The organism is Heliobacterium chlorum, assembly GCF_014502795.1.
GTDB lineage: Bacteria > Bacillota > Desulfitobacteriia > Heliobacteriales > Heliobacteriaceae > Heliobacterium > Heliobacterium chlorum.
Map to the genome: position 1 here is coordinate 88,880 of NZ_JACVHF010000009.1, position 17,220 is coordinate 106,099.

Below are 17,220 nucleotides of genomic sequence, written 5' to 3' on the forward strand. Positions count from 1 at the left end.
CATCCCTGACCTTTTCCTCTGCTTACACTTAAATCGTCTACCGTTGAAGTCCTATCGTTACGTCATTTTCGCTTTTAGTACCTGCTGCATCACTTCTGCCGGCGCTTCTCGGCCCGTCCAAAGTTCGAAAGCCCGCACCCCTTGATACAGGAGCATGGGTAACCCATTTTGGCCTTGCAGACCTCGCTCCCGACCGGCTTTAAGCAATATTGTGTCCACAGGGTTGTAAACGAGGTCGGCGATAAAGGGACTTCCCGTGAGCCACTTCTCTATCGTGATGGAATAAGGCTCAATCCGGCCGCCCTTCACCATCCCTAATGAGGTGGCGTTGATCAGCAGGTCCGCTTCTTTGAGGTGACGTTGCAGTTCTTCGGCCTCCCAAGGGCAGACATTGAAGTCTATACTCTGCGAAGGGACTCCCCCACCGGAAATGTTGCCGATGGACGCTTCGACGACATTCAAAAGGGCCTCTGCTTTTTCAGTGGAACGATTCACGACGGTGAGACGACGAAGGCCAGCATCGACTAAGGCGAAAATGACGGCCCGTGCCGCTCCGCCCGCACCGAGGACGACGGCCGATTTGCCAGTGACAGTGACGCCCTCTTCAGCAAGTCCCCGCATAAATCCGATGCCGTCCGTGTTGTAACCGATTCTTTTTCCCTCTTCTGTGAAGACAATCGTATTGACAGCACCCAGGCGCTGTGCCACCGGATCGATGGCGTCAAGATGTTCCATGACCGCTTCTTTATGGGGAACAGTGACGTTAGCACCGCGAAAGCCAAGAGCCGCCAAACCGCGAATCGCTTCTCCCAATTTTTCCGGGGGGACAGCAAAAGCTCCGTAGCGCCAGTTCATCGCCAGGTGGGAAAAGGCAGCGTTGTGCATAGCCGGGGAAAAGGAATGTTTTACAGGATAGCCAAGCAAAGCTACCCATTCTGTGGCTCCGTCGATCGTCCCGGTCGGAACAACATTCATCCGATTCACCTCAATTTTTACTCGCCTTAAGGTTGGAATGCAAAGTAACGGGGAATACTAGTTTTTAGCTGTAAGATTAGCCTGTAAAGGAGGTTTTCCTCGATGGAAGATAAAAAACTGCCTTTCGCCGATCTAAGTTCCGAACAGATGAATACCCTCTCCCAAGCAGAAAAACAACTCAACAACCAACTGGGCGGCAATGGGGAAATCATCGTTCTGGCTTACAAAAACGAGCACAAATAGGAAGAGAAGAGGGTCAACCGGTTATGGCTGACCCTCCCTCCTTTTAAACATAAAAAACTTTTTTCGTTCTGAACGAGGTTTCTTTTCGCGCAAGACCATCCGCTCGATACGGCGAACCATACGAGTTCCGAAAAACTCCCGTCGGCTGATCGGGTTGACGAGAACCGTATGGATGCCCGAACGGTTGCCGCCGAGGACATCGGTGAAGATTTGATCGCCGATCACGATCGTGTTTTCCGGTGTTGTCCCCATGATCTGCATCGCTCGAATAAAACCTTTGCGCCGCGGCTTGCGAGCGCCGGAGATGTAGTAGGGTATCCGGCATCCGGCGGCGAAGGGTTGCACACGCTTTTCCTTGTTATTGGACAGGATGCAAACTTTTATGCCTTGAACTTCCAAGTCAGAAAGCCACTGGTTCACTTTCGGGCAAAGATGATATTCATTCCACTCGGTCAAGGTGTTGTCCAAGTCGATGATGATCCCCTTGATGCCCCGAGCGGTCAATTCGCTGACGTTCAGTTCATGAACGGCTTCCACCCGCTGAGCCGGCTTTAATAACCTCACCATGATCCCCCTTCCGGATCACCGACACTTTTATTATAAGCTAGAACTGCCTCGGAGGCAAAGCTAGGTGCGGCTTCCCGGTTTAATGGCGGGAATTCCTTCTTTACATAAAGGGCACGCTTCCGGTTCCCAGGAGATGACCTCCATAGACAGGGCGCTTTGGAAGGGGACACCAAAATCTACAGCACCATTGGAGCGGTCGATGAGGGAAGCGACAGCGAGAACTTCACCGCCAGCCTTGCGGACCACTTCCATCACTTCTTTCACAGAACCGCCGGTGGTGACGACGTCTTCACAGACGACAACCTTTTCCCCAGGTTTAACGGTGAAGCTCCGCCGCAAAGTCATGGCGCCGTTCTCCCGTTCCGTGAAAATCGAGCGGACGCCGAGGGCTCGTCCCACTTCATAGGCCACAAGGATACCGCCCATCGCCGGTCCAACGACCAAATCAGGCGTGCCTACGGCTTCACGAACTCGCTCCGCCAAGAACGCGGCCAGTTGCTCCGTGTACGCAGGATATTGAAGAACTTGAGCGCATTGTACATAGCGGTTGCTGTGCCGGCCTGAAGTGAGGCGAAAATGTCCTTCTAAGAGCGCGTCACTTTTGCGAAATATGTCTAAGACTTGTTCGTTCGTCATCGATGCCATGGATAGCAACTTCCTTTCTAATTATCGCTGCTGCTGCTCATTTGTTACCGAGACCTTGCCGCCAGGCCCTCGGCCATCTCTTCCACGATCCGCCGCGCCGCTGCCGCCTGATCCGGTGCGGCTGTGATCGGTCTACCCACCACCAGGTAAGAGGCACCCGCTGCCATCGCTTCTGCCGGTGTCATGACACGAGCTTGGTCATCCCCACCTGCCCAGACCGGACGGACACCTGGGGTGACAATGACGAAGTCGTTCCCGCAAGAGTGACGGATCGGTTCGATCTCGCGAGGGGAGGCTACGACACCAGTGACACCAGCTTGTTGAGCCAACCGGGCAAAACGAACCACATGGTCTTCTACGGGGCCGGCCAGTCCGATTTCCTCATTGAGCACTTGTTGGGAGACCGAAGTGAGCACCGTTACAGCCAGGACAACGGGGGAATTCCCCGAACAATTGGCCCCCTGAACCGCCTTACGCAACATGTCCGCCCCGCCAGAAGCGTGAACGGTAAACATGTTGACGCCCCGGCGACTAACGACTGAGGCTGCCTTACCGACGGTGTTGGGAATGTCATGAAATTTTAGGTCGAGAAAGACCGGATAGCCCATCGCCATGATTTCCTCGGTCACGGAAAATCCGGCGTTGTTGTGCAGTTGCATCCCTACTTTAAACAGACCGCAGGAATCGCCTACGGCCCGGACGATTTCTATCGCTTCTTCTCGGGTGTCCACGTCCAAAGCAACGATGAGTCTTTCTTTTGCTTGCACGATTTTTCCCCCTTCCGGGTGATCTGTGGATGATATGTGCTGTCATATTCTACCCGTTTTTCTTCGCCCTTGACGAGCCTTTTTCCTTTTTTCTTCCTTGAAAAAGAAAAAGAGCCCACCGGATTATACAGTCCAGCAGACTCACTTTATCTAGATCTACCGTGGAGACGTTGTGTCCAAGGGTACACGACCGTTAAAGGGGTAAGAGTAAGCGATAGGCTCGTCAAAAGTGACATAATCGACATTGATCATCTTTAGCAGGTACCGCCGGCCTGTTCGGGGATCGCTGAGGATGAGGTGATCCCGACCGGCCGCTTCGATCACTCCACGGAAGATTTTTGCGTTCCATTGCTCGTTATTCTCAAAGGTCATATAGACGGTGGCTACACGACCTCTGTTCAAGCGCAGGATGTTTTCGATGTAGGATTGTTCGGCAGGGAGCATACCCGGCATTTCGCCCATCCCCGGTTGGGTCATACCGGGAATTCTACCACCACTAGGCGGGGCCGGAACGGTAGGTACTTGTGTTTCCGGTCCTGTGATAGGGGATGGTACCGGAGCAGGTGCTGGTGTCATCGGCTGTCCGGGGACTACCGGCGTCATATCCATCGGTCCTGGCATCGACGGCATAGGCATCATCGGCACCTGTTCCATCGGCTGCTGCGGGCATACTTGATGAGCTGTATAGGGGTAGGAGAAGTCGTAGGAATGCATCTCCGACATATAGCTCTCTGGATGCCCACAGGGACCATAGGACATGGGGGATTCATATGGCATATGAGGCATTCCTGCCATGGGGCATTCATAAGGCATTTCGGGCATACGGGCTATGGGAGACACGAGAGGTCTTCGCGGACTGCACTCTGTCGGTGATTCGTATTGGACCGGCGATTCATAGGCCATTGGTGGCGTATAGGGTCGCTGAGTTTCCATCGGTTGTCTGCGATCGGGTCCACAACCGCAAGGACTGTTGCTGGCGGACACCTGTGAATTGCAGGCGGTGCTTACCTCTTGAACCAGTTCATCGTTGGGGCGTTCTTTATCTACCATTAGGCCACTCCCTTTCTCATCATATCAGTAGACTCGCGGGCAATCTTCCCCTGTCGGCGAAAAGAAACAATGGGCTTTATAGCGCCCCGTATTTCTTTGGTTAAACCACTCGCCGGGACACTCCCCCTCGGGACGAAAAAACCATAACGCGTTGCTGGCCGGCCATGTCCTCTCTCCGCCGATCACACGTCGGGCTAATCGTATGTCCTGTTCCCGAGCACGTTGATAGAAATAGGGCTTTTCCACGGCTTCGAAGCCGCCCGGCGACTGGTATATCATCTGGGTGAGGTTCCGAATATCTCGAAAGTCCAAGCAATTCGACAATACCCGGTTTACGCCCACATTGCCGACCATGAGCATGCCCAAGTCACCTTCGCCTTCAGCTTCGGCACGCATCAGCTGAGCCAATAATCTAACCTCATTCTCCGGCGCTCTGATGACGGCCATTTTCTCACCCCTTTTAATCACCGGATGCGCTGGCATTATATTCGTCAAAGATTTCAAGTGTGCTTGTCACTGCACTTGTTGCATGGGGAAGTAATTTTTTTCAAAATAAGAAGAGAGTGGACGCCCAAATTTGCCTTGGACGTGCACTCTCTTTTTTACTCTCTCACAAGTACTTGCTTCAAATTCAATAACTAGGTATCGAATAACTACGTCATAAAATCTGGTTTTCGGTTTGTTTCGCAGGTTTTTACGCCATTACTCCAGTTTAAACTTGCTGACCATACCGTTCATTCGTTCGGCCAAAGCCAACTGAGCGGAGGCCGATTCAGCAATTTTGGTCAGGGATCGGCCAGCCAAGTCGATCTCTTTCGCGATCCCAGTGGCACCGATGGTCGATTGGGAGACCATACTGGAGACCGTATCGAAAGCTTTGGTGACTTCATCGACCATATGGAGAACATGGCGGCTCAGTTCGCCCGTCTCTCGAGCGACAGCTAAGAATAAATCTGCATCATCTTTATAGTGATGACCCACACGGGCGAATAGGTCATAGTCTTGACCCACCTTCTCATTGATGAACCGAAGCATCGCATTTGCGTTGGTCACCAGTGAGTCAATGGCATGTCGCACCTGAGCGATGACCGCTTGAATGTTTCCTACCGTCTCGGCTGAGTCGGCAGCCAATTTACGCACCTCTTCAGCGACGACGGCGAAGCCTCTCCCCTGATCGCCGGCACGGGCTGCCTCGATCGCAGCGTTTAATGCCAGCAAATTCGTTTGGGAAGCGATTCCGGCAATAGAATCGGCCAGTGTAGCGATCTTTTCTACCACTTGAGCTTCTGCGATGGCCTCTTTCATGTGGTTGTTAATGCTGCTGGACAGTTCCCGGGCCGATTTTTGGGCTTGGTCGGCGTTTTCGAGAAGTTCAAGCGCTCTGTCCCCAACTTCCCTGGCCTTTTGAAAAGATTTTTCTGCTTCTCGGTTCAATTGAGCCAGGGAACTGGCCATCTCTTCCGCCGCTGCGGTCACCTCTTCCGAAGTAGCCGAAACGTTTTCGATGCCGGCGGTTATCTCCTCCGTCGAAGCAGTCACTTCTTGCATGTTCGCAGAAACGGACTGGGAAGCCGCTGACAATTCTTGCCCCGATGTGAGGATCCTATGGGCCTCTTCTGTAATTTGCCCGATCGTCTGGCGCATGTTCTGGTTCATCTGGTCCATCGCCCGTGCCATTTGACCGATTTCATCTTTGCGGTTGAGGAACTCAGGCCGTACATCCGTCGAAAAGTCGTTTTCAGCGGCTCGAACAAGGCGGGCGGCGGCGATTCTGATGGGCTTACTGATCTGCCGAGCGATGACCCATATGACGGCAGCCAGCAGTACCATTCCTCCGATACCGGCCATGACCTGCAACATCATCAACTGTTTTGATTGGGCAAAGATCTCATCTACAGGAACCAGAGTGCTCAACGACCAAGGGGTTTCCGTAGTCCCCACCTGGACGGGCACGCTGACCCGATAGATTTCTTCGTTCCTAAGCGATGAAAAAGCGCTTTTGGAATACATCTGCCCACTCTTGATGAACTGATATACACCGGCACCGTCCGGTTCGCTGCTCTCTTGAATCCGTTTTCCTATGTTCGCAGGGTCTTTATGGGTGACAAAAATTCCGCCGTTGGAAAGGAGTTCTAACCCGCCAGACTGATAAAGCTTAATTTGAGAGATATCTTCCTGGATGTTCCCTAATGCCATATCAATTCCCGTAACCCCGGCGAATTTTCCGTCGATGATGATGGGACTGACTAGAGAGGTGATGAAGACGGTTTTTCCATCGACCGGATAGTCGTACGGCTCGATGATTTGTTCTTTACCGCTTTTTTTGGCCAAGAGATAGTAATCACCCGGCCCTGGGGTCTCATATTCCACCAAGGGCTCTAAGTTAATCTTTCCATTAAGCCGGGAAAAATAGGGTACATAACGTCCCGACTGGTCATGGCCGGGTTGGTTGATAAACTTCGCATCTTGGTCGTCAAAGGCATTCGGTTCCCAACAGGTCCATACAGCCACAATGCCCGGGGTGTTTATGAGGACTTCCCGAAGCATCGCGTTCGCCCGTTCCCGGTCAGAAAAACCTGTTTTTTTCATTCCAGCCAGCGAGTCGGCCAATGTCCGGGTGATCAGGAGTGGTTTCTCCAACTGGGACTTGACCATACTCCCTTGCTCCTTGGCCAGGAGCGCTGCATTTTCCTGGGCGTCCGCCATCACAATCTCCCGCGTTTTGAACACGCTAAGACCGATGACCATCGAAAAAACGAGCAACACCACCAGCATGATCGATACTTGCATGCGGGTTTGAATGTTCATTCCGGACTCACTTCCTCTCTAGCACTGTTTCACTGACACTACGAACGCAATTTGGCATAAACAAAAAATCTCAATGGCGAGCAGTCAACCAAAAGGTTGGTTTGATCTCACCCTTGAGATTTCTTTACCAGGGATATGGTGTAAAACCTTTGTCAAAATAAATGATACTGAAAGATCGCTTTCTGGTCAAGATTCTCTATGAATTTTTTGGTTATCCATCTTTTTTAGTTCATCTGGATCTTATGACTTCAGGATTATAATTGAAGTCATTATTGAATAAGCCGTTTTTCCATCATCCGGATTGGTAACCACGCCAAGAGGATGGACAAAGCGATCAGTATGATCACATGAACCAAGAGGAACGGTTCGAGTCGCCCTAAGCCCAGGCTACGGACCACTTCGACGCTATGAAAGAGCGGATTGAGCCAAGCCAACCATTGGGCCCAAGCCGGAAGGGTATTCAGCGGAAAGAAAATCCCTGAGAAAAGGAACAGGGGGGTGGAAAAAAGGGTGATGTAATAGTTGAAATAGTCGATGTGCTTGCACCAACTGGTAAAGGTGAGGGCCACGGTGGCAAAAAAGAAGCCATGGATCAGCATAAAAGGAAAGATGAGCAAAGCCCAGACGGAGTGAACAAGCCCTATGGCCGTTACGACAAAAAGAATAACCGTTCCGAAAATCAAGCTTTTCAACGCGGCGAAGAGCAAGTCGCCCAAGACGATGTCTGCCACTGTGGCCGGTGTAGCCAGCATGGCATGATAGGTCTTCTGATAGTGAAGTCGGACGAAGCTACCATAGGTAGCTTCAAAAGTGGCTGCCCACATGGCAGACGAAGCGATCATGCCGAGGCCGATGAACTGAAGGTAGCTGATGCCGTCCACTTCCTGAACCAAGTTCCCGAGACCAAAGCCCATAGCGAGCAGGTACAAGAAAGGTTCAATAAAATTGAACATTAGGTTGTTTAACCAGGTTTTTTTGAGCACATTTAGGTGACGCCGAAAGACGCGCCAAACGTTTATGGTCATTGGCCCAGATTCCCTCCTGTCAGAGTGAGATAGACATCTTCCAGGTTGCTGGGCCGGTGGATACAAGAGCGCGGGTTAAGTCCCAATGAGGAAAGTTGTTCCCACAGTTGGTCTCCGGCGGGCGTGAATAGAAAGGTCATTTCCGGGAGGATAACGGGGTGAGCCTTTAATTCTTTCACTCGCTCTACTAACCCAGTCGGTAGGCTGGTGGAAGGCAGGTTCACCTGGATGACTTCCGGCGGAATCAAGGTCTGAACCAGCCAGTCTGGGGAGCCTTCGGCCAGGATCTTTCCCTGGTTGATGATGACAAGGCGGTCACAGAGTTGACTAGCTTCCTCCATGTAGTGGGTCGTGAGCAGAAGGCTGATACCCCGCTCTTTAAGCTGACGAAGCTTTTGCCAAACTAGGTGACGGGCTGCCGGGTCAAGGCCTGTCGTCGGTTCGTCAAGGATGACGATTTTAGGCTCGTTGATGAGTGCACGGGCGATCACCAATCGTCGTTTGAGACCGCCTGACAAGCTTTCTACATCATCATCTGATTTGACATCCAGACCCATAAATTCAAGCAGTTCTTTGGATTTCGCCTCTGCCTCGCTAGAGGGGATGCCGTAAAAACGAGCATGAGCCAGAAGATTTTCCATCACGGTTAAATCCGGATCTAGGTTGTCTTCTTGGGGGACGATGCCGAGTTGCGCTTTGATGGCCGGGGGAGTGAGGCTGATTTTTTCTCCTAAGATCGTCAGTTCTCCTGCGTCGACCCGAGATAATCCATAGAGCATGCGCATGGTTGTACTCTTTCCCGCGCCATTGGGACCGAGAAAGCCGAAACATTCGCCTTCGTCAATGCAGAAGTCGATGCCGTTGACGGCAGTGAAATCGCCATAGCGTTTGTACAGGTTCTTTGCTTTGATAATACTGGTCATGCTGTTCCTTTCGTCGATTCCGTGAAGAAAAATTGCGGTACCCCAGAAAGGGTGTGCATTATTAAGTATAACCGAAAGCAGTTCCCCTTGGGATCGGATTAGCGGGCACGATTTAATTCGAGAGGTCTCGCAAGGCTAAGCCAATTGCCACTTCCGTATCAGGACCGACGAGAGGAAGAGCCGCTTTCTCGACTCTATCTCCTATCGAATGAAGCAGGTCTCCATCGGCGACGACCATGGAAAACTCTTCCAATAGATAATCGGTTATCCCCTGAATCCCGGCGAAACTGCCTGCCAAGATGAGTCGAGTAAAGTGACTATCCCGTGATTGCAGTTTATAGAAGTCTATGGACCGACTCACTTCCTGAACTAGATCCTTCAAGAACGCTCTGGGAATAGAGTCTACCTGTACGGAATCGGGATCTTCCCCATCACTAGCCGTCAGATTTGTTTTTTGCAGCGTCAGATACCATGCTTCTACGGAGGTGATTTTTTCCACTTGTATATCTCATCTTCGATAGGGCCGTATCCCAATGAAAATCAGTGCCTTCCCTGTTTTTCTTTTAGCAGGTTTACTATGGCTTTGTGTAAAAAATCTCGTTGCTTAGCGTTGTCCCTTGAGTGACATTGTTTAACATTACACAAGAAGAAAGGCTGTATACGTTAGCCATGTTGTCGTCTTTCCCTTGTAATGTAAAGGTAAGCTTGTATGCCTGGTCTTTTGATATAGCACAACTAAAAGCAGTTACGTCTTGATTGCATAAATTAGTACTAGCTGTTATCGCACCCGTTCTGGTAAGCGTTTCCAATCGTAAGCTTTTCGACGAATCCGTCCAGATATGATAATATTGGTTTTCATCACCAAAAGCAGTATTGCTAACACGAACTGCATTTCTCAATTCGCTTGTGATTTTGTTAGAAGCCGTTTGAATTTCTCGTTGAACGTTAGATCGACTTTCCCCGTAAACAAAAGAGGTGTTCATAAATCCGAAAGCGTTATAACCAAAAGTAAGAACAACCGATAAAAGAGCTAAAACAATGAGAAGCTCAGTAATCGTAAACCCTCGACGGTTTAGAAAAAGACGTTTTATAATCCAATCACTCCTCCCCACCAAATAAAGTGTATTAGCGAACAGGGATTTGAAACTGCCTTGTACGTACCAGCGGAGTACTCGTACTATCAGTAACCTTCAGGGTGAACGTCGAGATAACACTGCTCATAGGTGTGCCAGTTATAGCACCTGTGGTCGTGTTCAGACTAAGACCATTCGGTAAGGATCCTGCAGTAATCTCAAAATGGTAGGGAGTTGTTCCTCCTTTTACTTGGAATGTAAAGTTGTAAGCCTGCCCCTTTGAAGCACTTGGTATTCCATTGTCCGGCAGCAGTATTCCAAACTCATTCGGAATAAATACTTTCCATGAGCTTCCTACGGGTTGTTGAGTTGTCCCATGTACGGTTATATTTCGTGTAATATTTGCAAACCGAATGGTTAAACTGTCCGTCATACCTACAGGGGTTGCCGCAAGATTATTCTCGATACTTTGCTGGTATTGAGATTGATTATTGCCCATCATCCCTGCCTGGATAATGCTATTCGTACCAGTTCCAAAAAGAGGGACCATCGCCGCTACTACAATTACCAAAAGTGTAATGCCCACTAAAACCTCAATTAAGGTAAAACCATCGTTTGAAAGGACGTTTTTTTTCAATAACTCCACCTCCGGTTTATAGGCACTACACTTATTTCCACAACAACTTTCGGTAATAGGTCATTGGACTAGAAGTAGAAGTGATAGAATCGGTTCCACCGCCACTTACAATATAAGAAGTATCGATTGGGAAATAGCTGAACGAATTATCATAAATTATAGTTGTGCCTCCATCAGCAGTTAGTTTTGTGCATACAATGGCACCCTTAAAAACTGCGCCTTGAGTGAAATTAACCGTTGCATTAGGTGCAAATAATGCCTGAGTATATGTCATAGTGCCGCCGCTTAACTGCACAGAAGAACCACCTGTGATTATGTTACCCTTAATAGAGTTACCTGCGGTTAGCGTAATGTTAGCCGTGTTAGCATACAAAGAACCATATAATGAGGTATCGCCAGCTAATGTTAACGAGTTAGTTCCCCCATAAAATAATGTTAGTTTGGACGGATCCCCTCCATTATTGATACTTCCACCACCAAAAACAAATACATTATCTACATATAGCTCCAATTTCCCGGTACCTATTAGATTAATATGTCCATACGGAATGATGAGTGAGCTTGTACGAATCTTTCTAATAGTATTTCCGACATCTACTGTTAGAGTTGAATCATTATCAATAGTGATGCTAGAATACTGACCATCTTGTGATATTGTATAGTTACTAATATAAGGAGTGTTTTTAGTTTTACTCTGAGGAAGAGTTAAGCTTCCGTTATTCACTACAGGAATATCATCCGTTGGCGCTGGAAGAACCGGAAATGTAGGATAACTGGGCAATGTGTAGGTACGGGTAGTTCCCAAATCGGTGACTCCGCCACTCACAAAGTATGTTAGTGGATAACCCCAGCTTGGATAGCTAACCACATTTTGATTTCCACCGGGTGTGACTAACGTTCCTATAATTTTAGCGCCGCCATCTAAACTGATGCTTTTAACCACTGTGGAATCTGAACCGACATCCCCTTGGATGACGGCTCCTCCAGAAAGATATATCGACCCTTTTGAGAAGGTAGCTTTGTCAAATGGTGATGTCCCCGAAGAAACTGTAACTGTGACCGGAGCTGTCGTCTTTTCTTCAAGGGTTAATGTTACAGTTTGACTAGTTGTATCTACAGTGCCAATAGATTCGACTTGAATAACACCTGTAGATACATCTCGATTAACTTTAACCGTAAAAAATCCGTTTCCCATATATGTTTTTTCCGAACTAATATTCTTCAGTGAATTTATGTAATCTTTTAATGCTTGTTCCGTTAGATTATCTGGATTTTTAAGAATATAATCAGCTACAGCATCTGCACCGGAGCGTGCAATGTAATAAGCCTGTTTAATGTTATCATCTGCGACCACTTCTTTAAGATCCGTTGTACCATATGTCCATAAAGCTGTTCCTAAAAGGGATATTAGGAGGGCGACCATTAATGCAAGTGGTATTACTGCTCCTTTTTGGTCGTTAATGGGCACTTTAATTACCCCCTTATCGTAAAAAGAATCCCTTGTAAATCTATTATTAATATAAGCAGCAATATGTTTGTTACATTAATTTTGTTATTTTCTTTACATACTCAAACTTTTCTATATAATTAAGCTTCCTTCGTACGTTAACCAAGAATTTGTTTTAATAATGCATTACATTACAATTAATCAAAGTCTAATTTCGTGAAATTTTGTAAAAAACCAACGTATAGAATGGACCCGATTAATCAGTTGTTATTAAATTATAATACACCGAGATCAATTTTAATGAAATAGCCGGTCCAACGGGTTTATTGTCCGATGAACCGGCTATTATTTCATCTGTCGTTAAGTAACAAAAGAGATTCCTAAGATTGTGGAACATAGTGTCCAGTCCAACCACCGGCTGGACCTATTGTAGGTCTAGCTCCGTTAGTGCCAGCTGTAAAAGTATAGTTTGCTGATCCTGCCCCGGTAACGCTAATCCCACTTGGAATTACCAAAGTCGAGGCCCCTTTTACATAGGTATTTAGATCCGATAGTTGTGAGGGCCATGCTCCTACAGCTGCTCTGTACTGATCTATTGCACCGTCTAAGGTACGTAAGTTCGCATCATGAGCCTGTTGAGATGCTCCGGTAGTTGTGCTATTGAACATTGGAACCGCAACCGCTACCAAAATTCCGATTATCGCCACAACTACCATCAATTCTACCAGAGTGAAACCTTTTCTGTTCTTTAACGCTTTATTAACTACGTTAAACATATATCCACCTCCTTCCAAAAGAAATAGTAACCTTCTTTATCTATATCTGTTCTTTAAAGTTATACCATCGTTCGCTAAATATAGACACCTTGCCTTATTTTTTTTCTTCTCCACTGTCTTTCTTATCCACCACATCTTCAATCAAGTCCTTAATTAACTGAATCCGATCAGGTGTCTCCTCCACCCATAAAATATATTTGCTGTTCTCCGCATCCGACTGAGGCTTGATGTTATCGGAAATATGGAAACTGCCGATAGGCACTCCCGACATCTCACTAGCCAAGTCCCGCGCTTCATTGAGGGTCTGGGAAGAGTTGGAATAGGCTACTGGAGCCTTTACTTTGGTTAAGGAAACATCCATTCCTGAAAGAAGACTGCGAACCTCTGTTTCGGCATATGGCGGGCAGACGATGATGATGTCCCGGGCAAACTGTTCACTATTGGGGACCACTGCCTTGACATCTTTGATTCCAACCTGTTCTAACCGTTTTTTCGCATCTCTAGCTACGATATTTCGCAATTGATAAACAAAGGTCTTATACTCTTTTCCGCTTTGCACATCAAATTGCTTGAGTACACTTTCAATCTGTTCCCATTGACCGAAGAAATTGCTGTCAAAGACTAAGATTCGATTGTCCAAGATGACATAGTGTTTCAGCGAAATCCCTATCTTGTCCAACAAATCAACAGCCCGCTGTGGCGGAATTTGGTTGAGGGTCAACGTACGATATTCTAAATTAAATGATGTTTGCCCTTCAATATCGATACTGTCGATTAGCTCTTTTGCTTTTTTGAGCCCCTGCACTGTACCCTGCAGCCAAATCTTTTTTGGCTGTGAATCGACTGAGAAAGCCTTTACGGGGATTCCAAGTTGACCAATCAGCGCTACGATTTTATCACTGGTGACGAAATATGTATCGATCCGCGTTAATATCATTTCGGTAAAGAAACCCGTTTGCAAGGTTTCTGGTTTTCCTACGACCATTGTATCCTCGTTCTGAATGTAGTTAAGGCCGTAGGATTGCATAATCTGTTCAAAAGCCTTTTTCACTGGTACATTCTTTAAATTAATATTTACAACTGTCGGCGTGCTGTCCACCAGTACGATGTTTACACCCATCTTTAGGGCCAAGGCGGAAAGCACATCCCGTAGGTCTGCTCCTCGAATATCCATCGTGATGATGGCCGTCGAATCAAAAGAGCTGAGCGGAATCTCGGAACTTCGTGCCGGAGAAGGAAGGCTTGCAGCGCAGACAATGCTACCCGCTAGCAACAGCGATGTGAGGGTAGCCCATTTCTTTTGCTTCATCAGCGGTCCCCTCCTTGAGTCTTTTCATTGCCAGAAGCGCTCTTATCTGACTTCCCCGCTGTTGAATTTTTATCTGTTTGACTTTTTCCATCATTCGCGGAAGAGCTCTCCTTATGCTCAACTGCGGAAATCTGACGACCGGTAAAGTTCAGTTTCAACTCTTTATTTGCGCTTTGTAACAGGACACCGTCTTGCCATATATCTTCTACCGTCCATGTGTCTCCGATCTTAGTCCCAGGCGAAACCACAAAAACAGTTTTATTTATTTCAATGATCGCCTGGTTGCTTCCACCCCCGCCGACGATCACTCCTTTGAGGACCATCGCACTGGCAAAAGGATCACGAGGGCGTTTTTCATCGTCACCGTTCTCAGAAGAAGCATCTATCGTTCGTTCTTTTTCCGGCAAAAAGTCCAGGGTCTTCGCATTTTGCCGTTCCTGTTCCGTCAAACCCTCTGGTGTTTCCTTCCCGCTTTTCATGGAATGGGTTCTGTAAAACAACACTGCCATCAGTAGGATAATTACACCGCAAGCTCCCAAGACAACCGTACGGTTCTTGGGGTCATTAATGTATTGGCGGATTTCAGGTAGGTTCTTCGGAAGATTTTTTAGCCAATCTGGTTTTTCCAGCGCCATCTTGCCGCCCTCTTTTCAAATCTCCATCTAATTATTATTTGGATATAAAAAATGCCGCTGTCGTCAATTCTACCTTAAGCAAAGAATCGTCGGGGGACGCCTTATTGATATTTACAGTGTCAATCCGAAAGGCTCGTTGCATAGACGTTAGCTTAGCTATAAGCTCAACGGTTCCTAGATATTTGCCTTCGCAAACGATGTGGAGCGGTATTTCCGAGTAACCTTCTTTTTTTATTCGACTTCCAAAGCGTACCTCTTTTAAAACCATGCCGGAATTGAACACTACATCTTGAATGTCACGAACCAGATCGTCTTCCTTGGGCTCTTTGGGTATCATCCGTACATACCGAATTTGATCAGCCTTGTGTTGCTCCATCTGTTCCTTGCTCTGGATTAATTCAGCGACACTTTGCTTCGATAACGTCAGTGCTTCTTGCTCTTGTCTTTTCTCTTCTATCGAACTCTGCCAAGAGCCGTATTGATAAACGAGCAAATATACCATGGCCATCACTGCGAGAGGCCCAAGTGTAATGACAAGCTTTCGATTCGCATAAAAAATGCTCTTTTTAGCCATTGTTCAATTCACCACCTTCGGTTTTGGTGGTTCAGGTAGGGTTTTCGGAATGATCGTCGCTCGGATTTCAAAGCGGACTTGACTTGGTTGCTGGGCGTTTTCATCGGCGGCGTATTGGCTTCGTACGTCGCTCAATCCTTTTACCTGTCGAATCGCTTCAAGCCAATCGGCAACAGCATAATAGCTAAAGGCAACGCCATGAATGATCATTTGGTTTTCACTAGATTCATTACTTGAATTTGTGCCGTTTGTGGCATTCATCACACCGTTTACTGCATTGTTAATGATGTTGCCGTTGTTCTGTCCCTTATCACCTGAATTATTCACCGGGGAACTAGGCTTAAAGGTAGCAGTCAAATCGGTAAGCCAGACATCTTCTGGAATATTGACACCTATACTCTTTAACATTTCAGCCCAATCCGCGGGAGTTCCGACCGCTTGATTGGCTATGCGTTGGTTTGCCTTTATGTCTTCAAGAGCTTTCGCGTAGGGTTCATATAATTTTACGCGCTGTTCCCAGTCCTTTCGTTCTACGCGAAGACGATTTGTTTCTGACTGATTTATCTTTGTCAGCGCAAATAGGGTTCCGAAAGCCGTAATAACCAGAAGGCAAAGAGCCCCTACAACGATAAGAAGTTTGGTTCTTTCTTGTTTTTTCTTCTGCAGCTCCACAACTTCCGGCGGTAGTAGGTTGATACGTATATTTTTCACCGCTTAACCCTCCAATCCCCGGAGGGCGAGTCCGAAGGCAGCCGCAAATTCACGTTCCTCCGAAGGGTCTGTCAGCCACATCGTCGAATCCAGGTTCATTTGCTGAAAAGGTGATAGTACATCAACGGGTAGTTCCAGATCTTCCGCGATGACTTCCTTGACGCCCCTGATTCGTGTGCCCGGTCCGCTTAGATAGATCTTATTGATCGAACCACTGCCAGGCTGATTTGAGTAATATCCAATTGTGGTGCGTAGTTCATTAGCTAATATCAGCGCCCACTCATCGTCGACTGCCGTTGCATTACCCCTATCTGTATGTTCCGCTTTTGACGACGAACTGGTTGCTACAAAGACTTGTTCCAACGGTCGCCCCAAGCCTTCGGCATAGGTGATGATTCCATAGGGGATGACACGGCAAATTCTTGGAATATGGTTGTCCACCAGTAAAATACCGGCCACACCATAAGCGATATCGACTAAAACATAAGAGCCCGCTTCCGGGGGAATCAATCGTGTCAAGGCAAATAGTGAAGGATCCACAATGTCTGGAGTCAGTCCAGCATTGGTCATCGTCTGAATCGATTTATTTAATTCTTCTTGCCGTGCGGCCACCAAGAGGACATTCACCATAGTGCCTCGTTCACCTGTGGTTTCGCCAACAACACTGAAATCAAGAACAAGTTGTTGTAGAGGAATGGGGAAAAAGTCTTCTGCCTGATACCGTATCATTTTTGCCAGCTTATCTAAAGGAACCTTTGGAAACGAAGCTATGCGAATCCGTAAACTATTGTTCGCCAGCCCCAGTACAACATTGTCCCGAGGGAGTTTATTCTCGTCCCAATAGTCGTGAAGCACTTCTGCCACCATGGAAACATCTTGAACGACACCTTCGCGCACTGCATCCTCGGGAATAGGGATGCGTCCCACATGTAAGAGTTCCGGCTTAGAAGACTTCCCTTTGAGAGCGATTACACGAATAGCACTCATATCCATATCTACACCGACTGCACCGGATGTCTTCCAAAACGGCATCGTTCATCGTCCCTTTCAACTTG

General features: G+C 47.7%; 20 protein-coding genes. 1 reads left to right on the plus strand and 19 read right to left on the minus strand.

The annotated features are described in order from the left end of the window. Positions 1 to 57: 57 nt before the first annotated feature. Positions 58 to 975 (minus strand): shikimate dehydrogenase, encoded by a 918-nt coding sequence (locus H1S01_RS10460; RefSeq protein ID WP_188040332.1) that lies wholly within the window; start codon positions 973 to 975, stop codon positions 58 to 60. A 102-nt stretch (positions 976 to 1,077) separates the two neighbouring features. Between H1S01_RS10460 and H1S01_RS10465 the strand changes: the two genes are divergently transcribed. After that, positions 1,078 to 1,218, plus strand: coding sequence for a hypothetical protein (locus tag H1S01_RS10465; RefSeq protein ID WP_188040334.1), 141 nt, complete (start codon positions 1,078 to 1,080; stop codon positions 1,216 to 1,218). A gap of 21 nt (positions 1,219 to 1,239) precedes the next feature. Here the strand turns inward: H1S01_RS10465 and H1S01_RS10470 are convergent, their stop codons facing one another. From H1S01_RS10470 to pilM (H1S01_RS10555), 18 genes are all read right to left on the minus strand, one after another. Beyond that, positions 1,240 to 1,782, minus strand: coding sequence for a YqeG family HAD IIIA-type phosphatase (locus H1S01_RS10470; RefSeq protein ID WP_188040336.1), 543 nt, complete (start codon positions 1,780 to 1,782; stop codon positions 1,240 to 1,242). A 63-nt stretch (positions 1,783 to 1,845) separates the two neighbouring features. Further along, entirely contained in the window at positions 1,846 to 2,421 is a 576-nt protein-coding gene (gene pyrE, locus H1S01_RS10475; protein WP_188040432.1) for an orotate phosphoribosyltransferase, read from the minus strand. Positions 2,422 to 2,474: 53 nt separating this feature from the next. Further along, positions 2,475 to 3,197, minus strand: coding sequence for an orotidine-5'-phosphate decarboxylase (gene pyrF, locus H1S01_RS10480; protein ID WP_188040338.1), 723 nt, complete (start codon positions 3,195 to 3,197; stop codon positions 2,475 to 2,477). Between the two features lie 156 nt (positions 3,198 to 3,353). After that, a complete protein-coding gene (gene gerQ / locus H1S01_RS21470; RefSeq protein ID WP_243237201.1) occupies positions 3,354 to 4,247 on the minus strand; it encodes a spore coat protein GerQ in 894 nt (297 codons plus the stop codon). Positions 4,248 to 4,271: 24 nt separating this feature from the next. Further along, the gene (locus tag H1S01_RS10490; protein ID WP_188040340.1) at positions 4,272 to 4,694 is read right to left on the minus strand and encodes a cell wall hydrolase; all 423 of its coding nucleotides are present in this window, start codon (positions 4,692 to 4,694) and stop codon (positions 4,272 to 4,274) included. Between the two features lie 255 nt (positions 4,695 to 4,949). Continuing rightward, the gene (locus tag H1S01_RS10495; protein ID WP_188040342.1) at positions 4,950 to 7,055 is read right to left on the minus strand and encodes a methyl-accepting chemotaxis protein; all 2,106 of its coding nucleotides are present in this window, start codon (positions 7,053 to 7,055) and stop codon (positions 4,950 to 4,952) included. A gap of 269 nt (positions 7,056 to 7,324) precedes the next feature. Next, on the minus strand, positions 7,325 to 8,080 hold the full coding sequence (locus tag H1S01_RS10500; RefSeq protein WP_188040344.1) for an ABC transporter permease: 756 nt from the start codon (positions 8,078 to 8,080) through the stop codon (positions 7,325 to 7,327). Continuing rightward, a complete protein-coding gene (locus H1S01_RS10505; protein WP_188040346.1) occupies positions 8,077 to 9,003 on the minus strand; it encodes an ABC transporter ATP-binding protein in 927 nt (308 codons plus the stop codon). Before H1S01_RS10505 ends, H1S01_RS10500 begins: the two co-directional genes overlap by 4 nt. 112 nt (positions 9,004 to 9,115) lie before the next feature. Continuing rightward, positions 9,116 to 9,502, minus strand: a complete 387-nt coding sequence (pilM, locus tag H1S01_RS10510) for a pilus assembly protein PilM (RefSeq protein ID WP_188040348.1) — start codon at positions 9,500 to 9,502, stop codon at positions 9,116 to 9,118. A gap of 76 nt (positions 9,503 to 9,578) precedes the next feature. Then, positions 9,579 to 10,115 carry a PilW family protein gene (locus H1S01_RS22535; protein ID WP_188040350.1) on the minus strand — a complete coding sequence of 179 codons (537 nt, stop codon included), beginning with the start codon at positions 10,113 to 10,115 and terminating at the stop codon, positions 9,579 to 9,581. A gap of 13 nt (positions 10,116 to 10,128) precedes the next feature. After that, the gene (locus H1S01_RS10520) at positions 10,129 to 10,713 is read right to left on the minus strand and encodes a putative Ig domain-containing protein (RefSeq protein ID WP_188040352.1); all 585 of its coding nucleotides are present in this window, start codon (positions 10,711 to 10,713) and stop codon (positions 10,129 to 10,131) included. Between the two features lie 31 nt (positions 10,714 to 10,744). Continuing rightward, positions 10,745 to 12,181 (minus strand): DUF7305 domain-containing protein, encoded by a 1,437-nt coding sequence (locus tag H1S01_RS10525; protein WP_188040354.1) that lies wholly within the window; start codon positions 12,179 to 12,181, stop codon positions 10,745 to 10,747. A gap of 359 nt (positions 12,182 to 12,540) precedes the next feature. After that, positions 12,541 to 12,936 carry a type II secretion system protein gene (locus tag H1S01_RS10530; protein ID WP_188040356.1) on the minus strand — a complete coding sequence of 132 codons (396 nt, stop codon included), beginning with the start codon at positions 12,934 to 12,936 and terminating at the stop codon, positions 12,541 to 12,543. A 94-nt stretch (positions 12,937 to 13,030) separates the two neighbouring features. After that, positions 13,031 to 14,245, minus strand: coding sequence for an STN domain-containing protein (locus H1S01_RS10535; protein WP_188040358.1), 1,215 nt, complete (start codon positions 14,243 to 14,245; stop codon positions 13,031 to 13,033). Next, positions 14,245 to 14,880 carry a hypothetical protein gene (locus tag H1S01_RS10540; RefSeq protein ID WP_188040360.1) on the minus strand — a complete coding sequence of 212 codons (636 nt, stop codon included), beginning with the start codon at positions 14,878 to 14,880 and terminating at the stop codon, positions 14,245 to 14,247. Before H1S01_RS10540 ends, H1S01_RS10535 begins: the two co-directional genes overlap by 1 nt. 34 nt (positions 14,881 to 14,914) lie before the next feature. After that, entirely contained in the window at positions 14,915 to 15,454 is a 540-nt protein-coding gene (locus H1S01_RS10545; protein WP_188040362.1) for a type IV pilus inner membrane component PilO, read from the minus strand. 3 nt (positions 15,455 to 15,457) lie between these two features. Further along, positions 15,458 to 16,165 (minus strand): PilN domain-containing protein, encoded by a 708-nt coding sequence (locus tag H1S01_RS22325; protein ID WP_188040364.1) that lies wholly within the window; start codon positions 16,163 to 16,165, stop codon positions 15,458 to 15,460. A 3-nt stretch (positions 16,166 to 16,168) separates the two neighbouring features. Beyond that, positions 16,169 to 17,197: a type IV pilus assembly protein PilM gene (pilM, locus tag H1S01_RS10555; RefSeq protein ID WP_188040366.1), complete on the minus strand. Its 1,029-nt coding sequence runs from the start codon at positions 17,195 to 17,197 to the stop codon at positions 16,169 to 16,171. Positions 17,198 to 17,220 lie beyond the last annotated feature (23 nt).